General features: G+C 36.2%; 2 protein-coding genes. Both read left to right on the top strand.

Going from position 1 to position 21200, the window contains the following annotated elements; all coding sequences use genetic code 11:
* Positions 1 to 288 precede the first annotated feature (288 nt).
* Positions 289 to 10449, top strand: a complete 10161-nt coding sequence (locus LACWKB8_RS03920) for an SLAP domain-containing protein (RefSeq protein WP_038522267.1) — start codon at positions 289 to 291, stop codon at positions 10447 to 10449.
* Positions 10450 to 11000: 551 nt separating this feature from the next.
* Positions 11001 to 21173, top strand: coding sequence for an SLAP domain-containing protein (locus tag LACWKB8_RS03925; protein ID WP_038522270.1), 10173 nt, complete (start codon positions 11001 to 11003; stop codon positions 21171 to 21173).
* The last annotated feature ends 27 nt before the right edge of the window (positions 21174 to 21200 follow it).

The following is a 21200-nucleotide window of genomic DNA, read 5'->3' on the forward strand; positions in this document are numbered from 1 at the left end:
CTGTATAGTATATAAGATTATATGTTGATAATGAATATAAAAAATATTTAGTATATAACATAAGCTATAATAAAAATCAATATTTTTTAAAAATATTAATGTTATTTTTACTTCGATAAGTAGCTTATAATATGATTTTTAATATAAATTATTGTTATTTATAAAGATTATTCATCTAATTTTTATTTACAAGTTATTTATGAAATGTGTATAAACCATAATATATTGACAATAGATAGTGCTAGAACTAAAATTACCATGTAATTAGGTTTTTGAGAAAGGACTATCATGCTAGGTAAAAATAATATTAATGAAACAATTCGCAAGATAGAAATGCAATCAAAGCAGGACCATTTTTCAATTCGTAAATTGACAATTGGTGCTGCTTCTGTCTTGCTTGGATTTACTTTTTTAGGTTTAAATAATCAAACAGTTAAAGCTGATACAGTTGATCCAGCAAAAGAAGAAGTAAATTCCCAATCGAATGACAATCAAACAGCTAAGACAAAGCAAACACAAAGTGTTGCGAGTACAGTAAAGCAGTCAAGTCAACAGAAACAAGAACAGGATTTAAGTACTTTTGCAGGCTTAAGTTCGTTTTTAAAGGATAGTTCTAATACTAGCGTGACAAGCTCCACTGACTCAACTACAGCTGCTAACTCTGACTCTAAAGCTGAAGATAAGACTGATAATAAAACAAGTTCTAATTCGCAGGCTCCTGGCCAAGGAACTTCCAGTAATGATGGTCAGGATACTTCAGCAACGGGTGATAACGCTAAAACAGATGAATCCCAAAATAAAGTAGATCAGACTCCTGTTCTAAATGATCAGGATGCTAAAAGGGATGCTACTGCTAATGGCACTGTTCAAGTTGCTAACTGGAAAGATTTTGTCGCAGCTTATCAGAATCAAAATGTCACAGAAATAGATTTAACAGATAACATTACTGATGCTCCAAATGGCGATGATTGGTCTTTTGATAGCACTGACACACCAGGTAGAAAACTATTAATTAAATCCATAGGGGACACTAGGTATAAGATCGACTTTAAAGGTTATCATCCTTGGCACAAGCAAACTACTTCAGCTGATATTACATACGAGAATGTAAGTATGTGGAGTGGTGACTACTATGGCGTTTATGATACTGAATTTATACAAAGTAATCAAAGCGTTAATATTACATTTATAAATACAGATTTTCATGGATCTCAAATGATTTTTACCGGTGATAATACCCACATCTACTTTCACGGTGATAATACTGCAGAAACTATTAAAACACCATATTTCCCTGGTGGACCTTATGATGATAATAACCAGCAACTTTTCCAGTTTACTGGGCAAAACGATAGTATTGAGTTCGTTGATGGTACTTTTAATGGCTCTACATACGGTGGCAGTGTCATTGAAATGACCGGGACTAATGATACTATTACGATTGATAAAAAAGCAACGGTTAACTTAAAGCCGGTTAAAAACTATGATAATACTCACTTTGCAACTGGTGAATGGGGTAAACCATATAGTGCAGTATATATAGGTGGTAAATGTACTTTTGATGTGTATGGTTCACTTAACATCAGCTTGGGTGATAATTCGAGTGATTTTAAATATAAAGGTACTCTTAACAACAGTAAATCCAGAGCTATTTTTCTAGCAGATGGTAATGCGACTTTTAATATCCAAACTAATGGGACTGTTAATGTAACTACTAATGGCAATATTTCTGACGCTGATTCAGGCAACCTCATTTTCGATAATGGTAATTTTAATATTTTGCCACAAGGTGCATTAAATGTCACTGGTCAGGACATGGGTGATTATAAAGGTACTTTAGTACTAATCAAAGGCAAGGCAGACGTTGAGAATGGTGCTTTTAATATTAGTTTGAATGGTTCTGATAGCATTGGTAACGGCACTGGTGCTGGTAGCGGAGCAATAACTTTGGTAGACGTTCAAGGTGGTACTTTAATTGTTAATAACCCTACTTCTTTAGTTCTGAATGCTCAAGCAAATAAGAATCCAGCAACCAGTATTATTGGCACTATGCCAATTACCATTACTAATGTACGGCAGGAATTTGACCTGAGTAGTTTAAATGCTGGATTAGGTATAGTTGATTTGCCGCCTTTCCACGTTTTGAAAGTAAGAAAGAATAATGGCACTATTACAGTAGACAGCATAGAACTATTGAATGGTAAAACAAAATTAACTACGCAAACACTACAAGATATTGAAAATAAGGTTAAAGATGCCAAGATTGATCTGTCTAAGTTGCCGTCAGATGTGCTTGAAGCCTTGCAGACTGCAGCTACTAAAGGTGGTACTTTCGATTCACTGTTCACTGATATTATTCAAAGAGCATTTAATAATCAAAATAATTTTGGCTATAACAGCATTAAATTAATTCCAGCAAACCCGAGTGGTTTTATCGACATTGATAGTACTAAGGTTTCTGTTAAAAGAAATGATGATGGCTCAAATACTATCATAGGAGAAGCAGGCAGTGTACTAAATTATGACAAGGTTAAAGATGGTCCAGATGAAGATCTGCAGCATCCTAAGAATCCTTTTAGCTTGGTCATGCCAGTTGCTACTAAAGCCTATATTGTTGCCAATATTATTGATAATAAAGGTGCTAAGACAGTTTGGTCTGCTAAAGATAAGGATAACAAGCCTGTTATTGTAAGTCCGTATATAAACACAGATGACTCGCTGAGAGATACTACTAATCAAACCCCTTCTTTAAATCCTTTACCGACAGAGTTTGCGGCTGTTGTTAATGACGATGGTTCGTTTAGTTTCACTATTCCCGCGGATCAAACTGTCAAGTATAATAAAGGTTATTTCATAGAATTGTCGCCTAGTGCCAACTTTATTGGATATAACCCCAATGAACTTAATAAAAATGGTCGTCCTGTTAGAGTATCACTGGATATTCTAACTTTAAGTGAGGCCCGCGATTTGGCAGCACAGGCTATTAATGAGGCAATTAATAAAGCCAAAACTAATAAGCCAAATAATTTAACTGCTGAGCAAAATAAAGCTTTTACCGACGCAATGAATAAGGCAGCCGCTGCAGCATCTAAAACTATTAATAATGACAATAAGGCAACTTCAGTCTATGATTCTAGTGCTGACTCCATTACATCTGTAAACCAACGCCGGGATGCTGCTTTAAAGGTTATTGCTGATGCTGTTACAGCAGCAGAGGGCTCAGCTCAAATTGAAACTAATAGAACTAATGCCATTAATGATTTGAATAATGAGGCAAGTAAACAATCTGGATATTATCCTTCACAAACTCAGGCAATTAATACTGCCCGTGACAACGCAATTCAGCAAGTTAACTCAGCTCAAACTTCAGATGATGTGAATACTGCTAAAGGTCAGGGTATCACTGCGATTGATAAAGTAGGTCTAGACTATAAGTCCGGAATTAGAACAGATATTAATGAGCAGATTGCACAAGTTAAAGATGATATAGCAAGTACTGCCAAGGACTCTAATCTAAATGACACTGAAAAAGCAGAGGTTAACGGCTTAGTTGATAGACTTAAACGCCCAGAAGCAATTGCTGCTGATCAAGGTGATATTGATAAAGATTCTGACGAGTCTTCAGTCAAAGCTCATCAAAAAGAAGCCCAAGATGATATTGATGCAGTTAAAAACACTATCAGTGCAATTAAAAAATTGCAAGATGCTGCTAAAGATGAAATTTCTAAGCATAGTGACAAAACGACTGATATTCAAGACTCATTGAATAAGGCAGTTCACAGTGTTATTAATGGCGATGATCCAGATGGTTCAAAAGGTCTAGAAGCAATTAAACAAGTTTACGCTGATCAAGAAGCTACAAATATTAAAAATGCAGCTGCAGCAGCCAAAAAGAGAGTCCAAAATTCTGGACTGAGTTCTGATGAGCAGAATAAATATTTAACTGACATTGATAATGCTACTGAAATTGCCACAGCAAAGCCGGGTAGTGCAAATTATGATGCCAATAAATCTATTTACGGCACAACCGACGGAACAGTTATCAAACAAAGAGAGGCAATTGCGCAAACTGCTTTTGATAAAGCAGCAGCCAAAGCCGAGGTTTCTGGATATGCTATAACTGAGGAAAGTGCTTTTGGAATCAGTTCAACCACTGATATAGAAAAAGCTGTTAGTGACAGTATTGCAACTATTGATCAGGCTACTGATTCACAAACAGTAGCTACTGCGGAAGATACAGCTAAAAAGAAGGTTTTGAAAGAAACTTCCAAGAAGAAGCTAGCTGATGTTGAAGCTGATGTTGAAACTCAAATCAGCAACATTTCTGGTTTAACCGCACAAAATATTGACGATGCCAAGAAACAGGCACAAAAGATTTTAAGTAATACCACTAATCCTCTAGGTTATGAAGAAAGAGTAGATCAAGCTAACACGTTTGACACGATTGATGGAGCCAGAAATGACGGTATCACTGCTCTGAACAATCTGTTGACTAATCAGCAAGATTTGGGTAAGCGCAATAATCAGTTAAGTGATGCTGTTGCACAGATAAGACAAAAGCAACAGGATGCTGATGATGCTATTAACAAAACGCCAAACATAAGTGACGAAGATAAAAACACATACCTTGATCAAATTAAGAAGGTTGCTGACGACAGTATTAACGGTTTAAGCAATATTGACACTGCAAAGATTGATGATGCTGTGACAACAGCTAAAGGTAAAATTGACAGTATAGTTGCTGATGCTCAAAATAAAGGCGACACAGTAATCAAAAATGCTCGTCAAGAAGCTACTCAAGCAGTTGATGATGCTGCTAAGGATGCGAAAGCCAAGATTGAAAGCATACCTGACAGCCAACTCAGTCAATCAAACAAAAAGCATTTTGAAGATCAAATTGACCAGGATGCGCAAGCTGCTAAAGATAAAATTGCGGCTGCACAAGATCAAAATTCGATTCAATTGGCAGCTCAAGACGGTAAGAACGATATTACTAGAGACTTAAACGATGCACAGATTTCTGCAGCCCATGCCCAAGCAATTAGTGACTTACAAAATGCTAAGAATAATGCCAGAAAGACTATCTCTGACGCTCATGGTAGTGGTTCACTTGGCGATAATGATTGGCAAGATAAATTAGACCAAATAGATAAGGCTTATGACCAGGCAATTCAAGCTGTTTCCAGTGATCTAAATGCTTCAGACATTCAAAATGATGCTGAAAATGGTAAAAAAGTCATTCAAAGTGTTGTAGATAGTCTGAACCAAAATCAGGCAGACTTAGACCTAGCTAAACAGCGACAAGATGCTATTAAACAGCTGCAGACAGCACGTGATGCCGCCAATAAGCAAATAACTAATGATCCTAATTTGGGCGTAACTGAAAAGAATGATTACTACAACCAAATAAATAATGCTTTCAATTCTGCCCAATCTGCTATTCAATCAGCAGGTAAAGATGATGTTGATACTGCACTTACCAATGGTACCAGGAAGCTGACCCAAATTCAGGAGGCTGCAAGTCTCCAGTCTGCCAAAGATCAAGCTATCAATGACCTGCTTGCTGAAAGAAACAAGATTAAAGAGCAAATTGGCGACATGGATCAAGTGACAAGTGGTTACAAGAATGAATTAAGAAAACAAGCTGACGACCAATACAACCAAGCCGTTAACAATATTAATTCAGCAAGTACTTCTTCCACTCAACAAGTTAATCAAATTGCAAAAGACGGCAAAGCTGCAATTGATAATGTAATCAGTGATACGAACATTAATAAAGTCATTAACAAGCAAAAACTTGATGATTATGCTCAAAAAGCAGTTGACCGCATTAATAATGCAACTGATATCAGTCAAGATACTAAGAATAAAACTATTGCTGGAATAGAAGCAGCACGTGACCAAGCAAAGGCTGATGTTGACAGTAAAGATAAAGTAGCTGATGCTAATACAGCTGAGCATAATGGTGAACTTGCAATTGATGCGGCAGAAGCTAAAGGAAATGACTTTGACTCGTACCGTGATAGTGCTTTAAGCAAGGTAACTGAAGCTGCTAATAATGCTATTTCTCAATTAGGCAAAGATTATGATAAGCTAGCCGGTGATGAAAAAGATCAGGCTCAAAAAGCTTATAGTGATGCTGTTTCGGCAATTCAACAAGCAAATAGAGATGCAAGTACAAATATTAATAATGCAACCAATAAAGATCAAGTTGATAGAGCATATACTGATGCAATCACAGCTATCAATAATGCGCATGCAAATGCAGATCTGGCAAATGCCAAAGCCACTGCAAGTACTGCAATTAAAAATGCAGCTGGTAATGCCAAGAGTAAATTAAGTAACTCTAATGATCAAAATGCGGTTGATGCTGTTGGCCAATTGGGTCTTAGCGATGTTAGTGTTGCTAATGATATTGAAACAGTTGGCAAAATTAAAGATAATACTTTGCAAAGTATCCAAAATGTTGTTGATAATGCAAATTCTACTAATGCAGATGCAATAAGAGATCAACGTAATAAAGCGATTGATGAACTTGACAAAGCACTTAATGGTGGTGGAAATTATATTGGTGTCGATAACCAGATTGATAGTCTAACTGATTTAAGCACTGACGAAAAGAATAAGTTTAAGTCTGAAGCTCAAGAAGCGCATGACCGTGCTGTAGCTAAGGTTGATGGTGCCGCTGCTGACCAGATAGATACAGAAAAGGATACTGGTTTAGTCAATATTAATCAGGCATTATCAGATGCTAAATTACAAGCAGCTAAAAACAAGGCTAAGTCTGACTTGGACCAAGCAGCAGCGAATGCTGGGAAAAATGATCCAACTGACCAAGATGCTATTAACAACGAACGTGATAAGGCTAAAAATAAAATAGATCAATCAGATACTATTGACAAAGTTAATAAAGCTAAAGGCGACGGCGACAATGCCATTAAAGGTATCGAAAAGAATGCTTCTGATCAAATTCTAGCAAATGACAAAGCATCCGCTAAAAATGACTTTGACGGTGATGTTGATAAATTACAAAATCAGATTGATCAAGACTTAGCTGATAAGAAACTGGGTCAAGATCAATATAATGACCTGAAACACAAAATTAATCAGGCTCGTTCAGATGGAGAAACGAGAATCAATTCTGCCACAGATCAGACAGGCTTAAATAGTGCTAAGAGTCAAAATCAAACTGACTTGAATAAACTCGGTACTGAGATCGCTAAAGATGAATCTCAAACAAGTGCATTAAAGCAGTTACAAGATGCTGTCAATAAGGCTTCTGCTGCAGCAGACGAGATTGCCAAGGACAATCCTGATTTAGCTGCACAGATGAGAGATCGGATTAAGGCTGAACGCGATAAAGCTGCCCAAAATATTGAAAGTGCTAAGAGCAATACTCAAGATGCTAATAATGCCATGAGCACTGCCGCACAAAATGGGGTTGCAGCAATTACTGGCTTAACTGATCGCTTTGAAGAAAAGAATACTGCTATTAACAAACTAAAGGACTATGCTGAACAAGCTAAGAGCAGTTTACAAGGTAATAAACTTGACGCTAATGAAATCAGTCAAGGTGAAAAGGATATTACTGCAGCTCTGCAAAATGGTACCAGCAATATATACAGCGCCCAGGATAATGACAATTTAACCGAAATTGAAGCTGCTGGTGAAAAAGCAATTGACAAAGCTAAACTCCCAAGTGATTTGCTATCTGAAAAGAACAAGCAAATTGCCGCTATTGATGATTATGTCAAAGGTAAGGGCGATCTGAGTTCAGTAGCTAGTCACCTAACTCCTGATCAAAAAGCCGATTTGCAAAACCAACTTAATCAAGTTGTGCAAAATACTAAAGACAAGATTGGTCAAGTTAACTTGCCTGAGAATGCCCAGTCATCTGATTTGGCAAATGCTAAGCAGCAATTGGCAAATATTGAAAAAGGTACTGCGGCAGATAACACAGCCAATAACTCTGGTGAAAGTGGCGTAGACAAGATTTACGATGTAGCTAAGAACCAAGAGGGAATTTACGAGGCAAAGCAAGACGCAATTAAAGCGCTACAAGATGCCAAGGATCAGGCTAATAATAATATTGAACATTCAGGTTTATCGGCAGCTGATCAAGATACACAGAAGCAAAAAGTACAAGATATATTTGACAAGAGCAAAGCAGAAATCAATAATATCCCAGATAAAAAAGCTGATGGTAGCGATCGTGACGCTGATGATGTCAGACAAGATGCTAACCAAATAGTTGATAAGGCCAAGAACGGCTATCAAGATTCTGAATCTGGCAGTTCAATGCCTGGATTCAATGATATTACTGCACAAGCAGATTTAGCCGGTGCTAAAACCAAAGCTGAAAATCAACTCAAATCTAAGCAAAATCAAGCGCATGATATTATTAATAAGTCGCAATTAACGGATTCTGAAAAGCAAGATGCTAATAACGCAATAGATGACGCTTATAATAAAGAAAAAACATCGATTGATGCTGTTACTGATATTAATAAGGTCCCGCAAGATTCGACGATTGGAAAAGATATTGATAATATCTGGCAAAACTCCTCTGACTGGGTTGCTAAAGATAAGCAGGATGCTTTGAAGGGAACTAATGGCTTACAAGACGAGCTTAATGGTTTAACTGATAAGCAAAAAGAAAATCAAGATTACCAGGATTACATCAAAGATATTAACAATAGTATTGCTGCTATCAATCAGGCAACTAATATTAAAGACATTAGTTCCGCTTACAATACTGGTATTACAGCTTTGAATAAGCTTAAAGCTAAAGAAGATATTAATGCTGCAGCTGATAAGGCGATAACAGAAATCAACCATAACGCAGATATTGGTGATCAAACTAAGACTGAATTAATTAACAATGTTAATAATCACGTTAAAGATGGTAAAACAGCAGTTGATCAGGTTAATGCTCCTAGCGATGATCCTGCCGGTAAGAAAACTAATATAGATAAAGCGTCTGATACTGCCAAAAATGACATTCAGTCAGAGGTTAATAAAGCAATTGATCAAAGTAAGAAGAAAGCTGACGAGGAGGTTGCTGATAAGGCAAAAGATGCTATTGATCAGATTCACCAACAATTTGGTGACAAAGCAGATACTTCTTCAATCCAAGATGCTTTAGACAAACACCAACACACCGAAGGCAACTCTTATGATGAAATTCAGAAGAATAAACTTGAAGCTGAAAAAGATATCGCTAAAGGTGCAGTTGATGATGCTGCTAAGAATGCCAAAAAAGATGTTGATGATAATAAGGCTAAGCATCAAGATGGCAGTGACTTGACGGATGGCGAAAAGCAGAAGATTAAGGATGATATTGACCATAAGAAAGACGATACCAAAGATAAAATTGATCATTCAAATAGCGGTGATGATATTGATAAGAACCGTGATAACGGTATAAACGATATTCACCATGACAGTTCTGACCCGTCAACAATTGATAAGGTGATTAACGGCGGCGATAATAACGGCAGTGGTTCTAACACTGGCAATGGTGGGAACTCTGGTGGTGGTTCTACCGTTTCGACAGGTACACCTGAAAAGAAACCAGAAACTGGCTCAGGTGATGCAGATAAAGACAAGAATCAAAATACTGATGTTGATTTGTCTAATTCCACAGATGTCAAATTGATGCACAACTCTTATCTTTATGACGAAGATGGTAAACGCGCAAACAAGGTTACTTTAGGTGCTGGCTCTACACTTACCACTTATGGTACCAAGACAATTAATGGTAAAGAATACTACGTTCTAGTTGATCAAGGTGCCAACAATAAGAAATATTATGTTGCTGCAACTAATGGTCAAGCTACTACCCAAAAAGTTAAGCATAATTCTTATGTATATAATCAAGTGGGCAAGAGAGTTAAGAAGTCTGGAGTGTTCAAGAAAGGTAAAACAGTTAACACTTACGGCGCAGCAGTCAAAATTCGCGGTAAGAAATACTTTACTATTGGTAAAAACCGTTATATTAAAGCTGCTAATGTTACCAAAATAACGGCAGCGCAAACTGCTAAGGAAGAAGTGACTCCCACAAGTACCAATACTGCTACTCCAGCAACTACCACTGTAGTTAAAAAGTTAATGCACAATGCATATCTTTATGACGAAAACGGCAAACGTGCCAACAAGTTAATCATTAATTCTGGTTCAGAAGTAGAAACTACTGGCAAAAAGACGGTTAAGGGCAAAACCTATTATGCTTTAGCAGATGGTCTACTGATAGATAGTGGCAATGTTGACGCTAAGAAATTAAAGCTGAAACATAATGCTTATATCTATAGCAAGTATGGTCATCGTTTAGGTAAAAAAATTTTGAAGAAACATAAAGTTGTAAAAACTTATGGTAATCCTGTTAAAATTGGTCATAAAAAGTACTACACGTTAAGTAAAGGGAGGTTCGTTAAGAAAGCAAACTTTTAAATAACTAGAGTTTTAAAACATAAAGCTTAAATATCATGAAAGAAGTGTCACATTTGTGGCACTTCTTTTGTATTTGCGAATCAAAAATAATAAAAATCTTAATAAGGACTACAATTAGTTATTTTTAAAGAGACGTGGTTTCCTCTTTTTCTGTAAAATCTAGTTAAAAAGCGTATAAGTCAAACAGACAAAAATGATATGAACAAGTCAGACAAAATTATGTTTACATAATTAATCGTGTTAAATAAATCAAAAGCATATTCATGTATACACAGTAAAACAGTATTTTGTATATTATATATGAATATTGCTTTTAAACTAAATCGAATTTATAAATCATATATAAAGTGTGTATAATAAAATGTAATTATTGTTATTTTAATCAAAAATATTCTTACAAAACAGCATTAAATCATAAAATATAGTTATTTAATAAACCAAAACTTTAAATTTAATTACCTATTTGAGTGCATAATAATGTTACTAAATTGACAGTAAAAATAACAGGACTTACAATTAATATGTAATCATAATTTTGAGGAAGGATTATTATGCTAGGTAAAAATAACAATAAGGAAAGAATACGTAAAATGGAAATGCAGGCAAAGCAAGACCACTTCTCAATTCGTAAATTGACCATTGGTGCTGCTTCTGTCTTGCTTGGTTTTACTTTCTTTGGCTTAAGCAATCAAACAGTTAAAGCTGATACAGTTGATCCGGCAAATGAAGAAGTAAATTCTCAAAAAAATGAGAATGAAACAACTAAAACAGAACAAACAAAGGGTACCGCAAAAACTGCAAATACAAAAGAGCAGTCAAGTCAAAATGATGAAAAGCACGATTTAAGTACTTTTTCTGGCTTAAGTTCGTTTTTAAGAGATAGTGGCAGTGATTCAAAAGCTAGTCACAGTTTATCAACTGGTCAGGAAAAATCAGAAAAGACGCCCCCCGCGTCAAAAAATAATTCAGATCAAGGATCTGGCCAAAGTCAACAAACTAATGATGTTTCATCCGCTAAAGGAGATACAACAACAAAGCCTGCTGATTCAACTGCTGTAGTAGATGAAGATTCAAATGCTGCTGAAAACACAGAAATAAATACTAGGGATGCTGATGTAGCACAGGTCCATACCTTTAATGAACTTATAGCTGCATTTCAGAATGAATCTATTTCAGAAATTGACGTTATGAACGATATTACTGACGGACCAGAGAATGGATCACAAGCGTTCTACTTTTATGGCAGAAAAATGCTGATTAAATCCGCTGGCAATGGTAATACCAGATTTAAGGTGGATTTGAAAGGTAACCATCTCCAATTAAATAGTGGCAGTACGCAGGATTTAGATATAACGTACGAAAACCTTGATTTATGGAGTGCCGATATCTGGGGCGTCATCATGACTGATGATTACAACAAGGACGGGCATTTTTCAAAAGTAACGTTTAATAATGTTAATTTCCATGGTTCGCAGATGGTTCACTGTGGTAACAATACTAAAATTTACTTTACAGGAACTAACTATGGTGAAGTGACTCATACACCATATCCTGGCATTACAATCTCAAGTAGTGATGTTCAACAACTATTTGAATTTACAGGTTCAAACAACTCTATTGATTTTAGCGGTACTTTTACCGGTAAAACCGTCGGTGGTAACGTATTAGAAATGGCTGGGAGCAACAATGTTGTTAATATTGCCAAGGATGCCAAGGTAACACTTGCTCCTCGAATCTATGTTCCTAATAATAATTTAGGCTCTAACGCTGCTGAACATACTGGGCTTCCTTTGGCCATCGCCATGTTAGGTAATAATGAAGCCGTGAATGTTAATGGTGAATTAAACATCATAGTTGGCAGTGATCACTATAATGGTACAAATGACAACGATCAATCAAGTGCAATCCTGATTAATGATGGCAACTCTGTTTTTAATATTAATAGTGATGCGAAAGTAAATATTACTACTAACGGTGATATAGCTAATAACTGGGGCAATAGAAACCTGATTTATGATGGTGGTAATTTTAACATTTTGCCACGAGGATCGTTAAACATTAATGGCTCAAATATGGGCGACTATTCTGGTACTTTAGTCCTAATTAGGGGTACGGCCAATATTGAAAACGGTGGTTTTAACATCATTCTAGGAACGCCAGGTCCAAATGGTAGATACGTAGATGGCGGTAATGGCCAAATACTTTTGGTAGATGTGCAAGGCGGGAAGTTATTTGTTAATAATCCTACCTCATTAATTTTGAATGTCCAGGGCAATACCAATCCTGCTACGAGTATTATCGGTACAATGCCGATTACTTTAACAAATGTCCGGCAGCAGTTTGATTTGAGCTCAACACAAACTGGGGTTGGTAAAGTAACATTGCCACCATTTCACGTTTTAACTGTTAGGAAAACTGACAATACAATTGCAGTTGATAATATTGAGTTGCTTAATGGTCAAGAAAAGCTAACTGCAGATAAATTAGCAGAAATTAAAGCACAGGCAGCCAAAGCTCATATTTCACTTGATAAATTGCCGGCTGATGTTCAAAATTCGTTGGCTGATGGTATTAAGAACGGCTGGACTTACGATCAAATCTTTTCGGATATTATTCAAAAAGCATTCAACAATAGCAATAATTTTGGCTATAACAACATTAGTTTTATTCCAGCCAATCCGAGTGGTTTTTTGGATATTGATCCTGGTAAGGTACAGATAACCAGAAATTCTGATGGTTCACAAACAATTTCCGGTGAACCAGGCAGCGTAATTAATTATAATTCTACTGTTGATGGTCCGGATTCAGATCCAGAAAATTTGAAAAACCCATTTAGTTTGATTCTCCCAGTTGCGACTAAAGCATATATTATGGCTAATTTAATCGATAGTATGGGAGTAAAAACTGCGTGGACACCAAAGGATCAAAATGGCAAGAATTTAATTGACAACCCATATTCGCAAACAAAAGACACCATAAGAGATTCAAGCAACAGTTCTTTGAACCCTTTACCAACACAATTTGCAGCAATTGTAAATGATGATGGTTCATTTAGTTTTACTATTCCAGCCGATCAAACGATTAAGTTTGATAAAGGCTACTCTGTAGAATTAACTCCAAATGCAAACTTTGTTAGCTACGATCCGTCTAGTGTAGCTGCAGGACGTCGCCCAATAATTAAAAACTTGGATATTCTAACTTTATCATATGCTCAAGATCAAGCTGCAAAGGCAATTACTGATGCGATAAGTGATGCGAAAATTCATAGACCTAATAACCTATCTGAAGCTCAAGTTAAAGACTTTAATGAACAGTTAGATAAAGTTGCGTCTGCTACATCCAAAACAATTAATTCCGATAATGAAAAAACTTCGGTTTATGCTTCAAGTGCAAACACTTTAACAGAGGTTAATAATCGTAAGAATGCTGCCCTTGATGCAATTAAGAATATCGTAAGTCAGGCGCAAAATTCTTCCACTATCGAGGCGTCTCGCGATAGCGCAATAACTAATTTAAATAATGAAGCCACATTGCAGTCAAAGAGATTTCCTACAATGATAGATGCAATTAATGCTGCACGTGATAAAGCAATTAATACTATCAAAGGTATTCAAGCTGATAAAGATATTACTGAGGCAATGAAGAATGGTATTAATGCAATTGATCAGGCAGCTTATGGCTATAAAAAGAGTATTGAAACTGATCTTAAGCAAAAAATTGATCAAGTCTATGTTGATGCTTACAAGCTTGCAAATGATCCTAACTTAAATAAAGAAGAGAAGGATGAAGTAGTTAATTTACCGACTCGTCTGGCTCGTGCTCAGGCTATTGCTCAACCAGAAGGCGATATTGAAAAAGATCTTGACCAAGTATCAGTAGATGGGCACCAAAAAGAAGCTCAAGATATAATTGATAAAGTTAACAAAACAATTCAAGCACTAAAAGACTTACAGGCTGTTGCTCAAGATGAAATTAACAATCATGCCGATAAGACTGCAGAAATAAAGGATTCCTATAATAAAGCAGTTCACGACATTATCACTGGTGATGATCCCGATGGTTCCAAGGGTAAGGAGTCTATTAAGGATATAAATGCTGATCAAGAAGCAAGCAAAATTAATGCTGCAGCTGCTGCTGCCAAAAAGCGAGTACAAGATTCAGGTATTAGTTCTGATAAGCAGGTCCCTTTATTAGATGCAATTGATCAAGCAGCAGAAGTTGCAACAGCTAAACCAGGAAGTTCTATATATGATGAGCAAAAGTCAATTTACGGCACATCTGATAATACTGCGATCAATCAAAGAGAAGCAGCAACACAAACTATTTTTGATCAAAATGCTGCAAAAGCTGAAATCATGGGATATGCAAATGCTAATGAAAATTCGCTAGGCATTTCTTCAAACTCTGAAATAGAAAAAACAGTAAGTGATGGTTTGACTAATATTGATAAAGCAAGCGATTCTGCTGCTGTTTCGACAACTGAGGAGTCAACTAAGCGGTCAATTTTAAGACAGCTTTCTAAGATTAAACTTGCTAAAGTAGAAAGCGATATTGAAACCCAACTGCGTAGTTTGCCGGGCTTATCAGCAAATGATATTGACGATAGCGTGGCAAATGCACAGAAACTGCTCAATAATTCAAACACTCCTCTTGGTTATAACCAGCGCATTGATCAGGCAGAGAGCTTAACTGCAATTGATTCAGCGCGTAATGATGGTATTGATGCCTTAAACAACTTACTGGCTTCAGCTAAAGCTAATGGTGAGCGTAACAATTCTTTGGCTGATGCTATCAAGCAGATCAGACAAGCGCAAACAAACGCTAATAATCAAATCGATCAGACAAGCAATCTGACTGATGAACAAAAGAAAGCATATCATGATCAAATCAGCAAGGTAGTTAACGACAATATCGATACTTTAAACAAGGTCGATAGTTCTAAAATCGCTGAGACAGTCACTAACGCTAAAAACAGTATAGATAATATTGTAAGCGATGCACAGGGTACTGCCAATAAGGAGGTAGAAGAAGCTAGAACCAATGCAGCTCAAGACATTGATACAGCTGTTAATGATGCAAAAGCTAAAATTGAAAGCATTGATGATAGTCAACTCAGTCCTTCAAATAAGAAGTATTATGAAGACCAAATTGATCAAGATGCCCAGGCTGCAAAGGCTAAAATTGCTTCGTCTCAAAATGTTTCTGATATCACTTCGGCAAAGCAAGAAGGTCAAAACAATATTCTTAAAGATTTAGGTGCTGCTCAAATCACAGCCACTAAGGCGCAGGCAATTAGTAAATTGCAACAGGCCAAGGCTAATGCCAAAAATACTCTTGCAAATTCTCATCTTGATCCGGCAATAGTTCAAGCAAAACAGGACCAGATTGATGCGGGTTATGATCAAGCAATCCAGGCGATCACTAATGACCATAGAGTAACTGATATTAACACTGATGCTCAAACAGGAATTGATGCCATTAATTCTGTTATTAATTCTCTTTCTCCTGATCTCGAAGCTCAGGCCTTAGAACAACAGCGTCAAACTGCAATTGGAAAATTAAAAGATGCGCGTGATTCTGCAAGCAGTCAGATTACTAATGATCCTAATTTAGGAGTAACCGAAAAGAATGACTACTATAATCAGATTACAAATGCCTTCAATCAAGCTCAAACTGCTATTCAAGGTGCAGGTAAAGATGATATAGATGCAGCATTAACTAAAGGTAAAAGCGATTTAGCAAACATTCAAACTGCAGCAAACTTGCAGTCTGCAAAAGACCAGGCTTTAGCAGCTCTAATGGACGAGCGTAATAAAGTAAAAGAGCAGATTGGCAATATGGATCAGATTACCAGTGCCAACAAAGATGAATTGCGTTCAAAAGTAGATGCTACATATGATATTGGTGTTAATGGAATTAATGATAAAAACACCACTACCAATGAGCAACTTAATAAAATTGTCCAAAATGGTAAGTCTTCAATTGATGATGTGATTAGTGACGTAAATGTTAATAAGATCCTTAATAAGCAAAAGCTTGATGATTATGCTCAAAAGGCGATTGACCGAATTAATAATTCGTCAGATATTACCAATGATGTCAAGACAACAACTATTAATAACATTACATCTGCACGCGATAATGCAAAATCAATAATTGATTCTACAAATGCTGTCTCTGATGCTAATACAGCTGAGAAAAAGGGCGAATCAGATATTGACGCTGCAGAAGCTGCAGGTAATGGTTTTAATACATCTAAAACTGATACTAAAAATAGTATTGCCAATGCTGCAAGCAGTGCCAAGAATCGTTTAAGTGACATTTATAGCAAATTGTCTGATGACCAAAGAAATAAAGTAAAAAAGCAATTTGATGATGCAATTAGTCAGCTAGGGTCAATCCCAACGGATGCAAATAGTAAAATTGACGCAGCCACAAATAAAGAACAACTAGCTGGAATTTATCAAGATGCATTAAATAAAATTAATAACATTGAATCTGCTGCCAAGTTAGCTAGTGATAAAGTTGTTGCCACCGATTTGATTAAAAATACAGCATACGCGGCTCGAGCTAAACTAAATGATTCACGAGACCAAAATGCAGTTTTTGCAGTGGCTGATTTAGGCATTAATGATATTGGCGCGGCCAATGACAGCGCTACAGTTGAAAAAATCAAAAATAATACCTTACAGGGTATTAGTAATGTAGTTGCTAATGCAAGCAAGAGTGATGCAGATGATATCCGTAAGCAAAGAGATCAAGCAATTAAAGAACTTGATAAAGCTCTTGGAAAAGGCTCAAGTGATACCGGTGTTCTACCAGAAATAAATGGTTTAAGTGATTTAACCTCTGATCAGCTGGCTAAGTTTAAACAACAAGCACAAGATGCTTATAATCATGCTGTTGCAAACGTCAGTGGCGCTCTATCTGAAAATATTGATACAGAAAAGAATACCGGTCTAAGCAATATTTACCAGGCTTTGGCTGATGCTAAACTGCAGGCAGCTAAAAATAAGGCAAAATCTGCTTTAGATGATAAAGCTCAAACTTCAATTGCTAAAGACGCTAAAGACACATCTACAATTGAAAGCGAGCGGGATAAGGCAAAAGACAATATTGATAAAGCTCAAAATCAAGATGATGTGCAAAAGGCTCAAGATGAGGGTAATAAAGCAATTGAAGCAATTGTTAATACAGCTAATGATGAGAACATTACTAACGCTAAGACTTCTGCTAAAAATGATTTTGATAATTCAACTAATAAATTACAACAGCAAATTGATCAAGACTTGGCTGATAAAAAATTAGGTCAAGACCAATATAATGATTTGAAGAATAAAATTGATCAAATTCGTCAGTCAGGTGAAACTAGAATAAACTCTGCTACCAACCAGGATCAATTATCTGATGCTAAAGGTCAGAATAATGCTGATTTGAATAAAGTTAATAATGAAATCATCAAAGCAGAATCTGTCAATAATGCATTGACTAAGTTGCAAGATGCAGTTAACAAGGCAAACGAAGCTGCAGATAAGATTGCTAAAGATAATCCTAGTTTGGCAGATCAGATGAGAGATCGCATTAAGTCAGAACGTGATAAAGCTGCTCAAAATATTCAAGCTGCTCAAAACAATGCGACTGATGCAAATAGTGCAATGAATCAAGCAGCGCAAGCTGGTAATGATGCAATTACTGGCTTAACTCAGCGATTCGAAGAAAAGAACAAGCAAATTAATACTCTGAAAGAATATGCTGAAGCTGCTAAGGCAAAATTACCCAGTTCAGGACTTGATCCAACAGAAATAAGTCAAAATGAAGCTGCAATAAATAACGCAATGCAAAAAGGTGTTAGCGACTTATATGGTGCTGATGATAATGCAGACTTAGGTCAAGTTGAAAAAGCTGGTGAAGCCGCTATAGATCAAGCAGGTATTCCAGCCAATTTACTAAGTGAAAAGAATAAGCAAATTGCGGCTATTGATAAGTATGTCAAAGATAAGGGCAGTATTAGCCAAGTTGCCAGTGATTTAACTGATCAGCAAAAGGCGGATTTACAGGATCAACTTAATCAGCTGGTTCAAAAGACCAAGGATGAAATTAGTAAAGTTGCTTTACCAAGCAGTCCGACAACAACAGATCTCGAAAATGCTAAACAAAAATTGCAAAATATTGAAAAGGGGCTCGATAGCGAAGGACACCCAATCAATTTAGGTGAAACTGGAATTAACCAGCTTTACCAAACTGCCCAAGATAAAGAAAAAATATATCAAATTAAGCAAAATGCTATTAATAATCTTCTTGAGCAAAAAGCAGAAGCTGATAAAAAGCTTGAAGATTCTGGTTTAGTAAACTCTGATTTACAAAAACAAAAGCAGAAGATTCAGGATATTTACGATCAGAGCAAAGCAAAGATTAATGCAGTTCCAACAATAGATAAGAACGGAAATGAACGTTCTACAGATGACGTCAAAAAGGACGTTGATCAGATTGTCAACAATGCAACTCAAGGATATTCTGATAGCGATTCTGGCAGTCACGTCCCTGGATTTGCTGATGTCGAAAAAGATACTGATCTTGCTGCTGCGAAAGCAAAGGCAGAGGATATTTTACAAAGGAAATATTCAACAACTCACAACATTATTGGGTTATCTCAACTAACTGCTGCTCAAAAGAAAGCATTGAACAAGATAGTTGATGATTTATATGCAAATGAAAAAGCAAGCATAGAGCAGCAAACTGATATCAACAAAATCCCGACTGACGAAAATCAAATCGGTACTAAGCTAACTGATACTTATCAAAATACGTCTGAATGGTTTGATTATAATCAAGCTAATGCCTTAAAGGGTGCTGGAAATGAAATAACAGGTCTAGAAGCTGGATACAATGGTTTAACTGAAGAACAAAAAGCTAATTCTGCTTATCAAAGGAATATTCAAGCTATCCAGGATGCAATTGATGCAATTAAGCATTCAACAAATATTGGCTCCACTACTCAAGCGTATAGCAACGGAATCAATGCTTATAACGAACTAATGGGTAAAGAAACAGTTAATGATATGTTCAATAAAGCAAAGGATACGCTTAACGATATAGATAGTCTACTTCCTGAGGATAGAGATCATTTCAAAAATAGACTTGATGGCATACATGGAAGTATAGATACTGTGCTTACTCAAGATGCTCAAGCTGACACATCTTACGAGAATATTGCCAACCAGATGAACCATGATATTGACATGGCAAGGCAAGCAATTGATCAGTTAATGCAACAAGCGTTATATGCAGTTAAGAGTTCTGCCAATAGGGATATTGAGACAGAATACAAAGGTGCAGTTGCTCAGAACCAAAAATATTTTGGTGAGTCTGCATTGATTTATGCAACTAATAGTGAGCATGACAAATTTAAAGATATCTCTGGTAATTCTTATGATGCAGTTCTGAATAATAGAATAACTGGGATACGTGAAATTGCTAAAGCCGCTGTTTCTGATGCTGCTACTAATGCTAAAAAGAAAATTGATAATAACAGGGTCAAACATGAAAATGGTAACAACTATACTGACGATGAAAAAGCTGCCATTAAGAGTGAAATTGATCGTATTTTAGCTGATACCCAGAAAAAGATTAATCAAAATGATAATTTAACTGATATTGACGGCAAGCGTGACGATGGAATTGAAGCGATTAATAAGGCCTCATCAGATTCAACTGTCATTGATAAAATTATTAAAGATAGTGCCAACAACAATAATAACAGCAATAATGATAATTCCGATAATGGAGGAGACAATTCTAATTCCGATGGTAATGGCAGTGTTTCATCTATTCCTACTAACCCTGCTGCCCCAGCTAAGCAACCAACTACTGATAAAGAAAATGGAACAAATGGTGCGCCAAATGACTTAGGTGAAAGCACTAATGTGACTTTAATGCACAATGCCTATCTATATGACGAAGATGGTAAACGCGCAAACAAGGTTACTTTAGGTTCTGGCTCTACAATTACCACTTATGGTACCAAGACAATTAATGGTAAAGAATACTACGTTCTAGTTGATAAGGGTGCTAACAATAAGAAATATTATGTTGCTGCAACTAATGGTCAAGCTACTGCCCAAAAAGTTAAGCATAATTCTTATGTATATAATCAAGTGGGCAAGAGAGTTAAAAAGTCTGGAGTGTTCAAGAAAGGTAAAACAGTTAACACTTACGGCGCAGCAGTCAAAATTCGCGGTAAGAAATACTTTACTATTGGTAAAAACCGTTATATCAAAGCTGCTAACGTTGCACCAGTCACGGCAGCGCAAACTGCTAAGGAAGAAGTGACAGCAACAAGTACCAATACTGCTACTCCAGCAACTACCACTGTAGTTAAAAAGTTAATGCACAACGCTTATCTCTATGATGAAAACGGCAAACGTGCCAACAAGTTAATCATTAATTCTGGTTCAGAAATAGAAACTACTGGCAAAAAGACGGTTAATGGCAAAATATATTATGCCTTAGCAGATGGTCTACTGATAGATAGTGGCAATGTTGACGCTAAGAAATTAAAACTGAAACATAATGCTTATATCTATAGCAAGTATGGTCATCGTTTAGGTAAAAAAGTTTTGAAGAAACATAAAGTTGTGAAAACTTATGGTAATTCAGTCAAAATTGGTCATAAGAAATTCTATGTTGTAGCTAGTGGTAAATATGTGAAGAAGGCAAACTTTTAGGCAATTAATCTTTAAGATTGACTAGTT

It is taken from the genome of Lactobacillus sp. wkB8 (assembly GCF_000761135.1).
In the GTDB taxonomy this organism is placed as follows: Bacteria; Bacillota; Bacilli; order Lactobacillales; family Lactobacillaceae; genus Lactobacillus; species Lactobacillus helsingborgensis.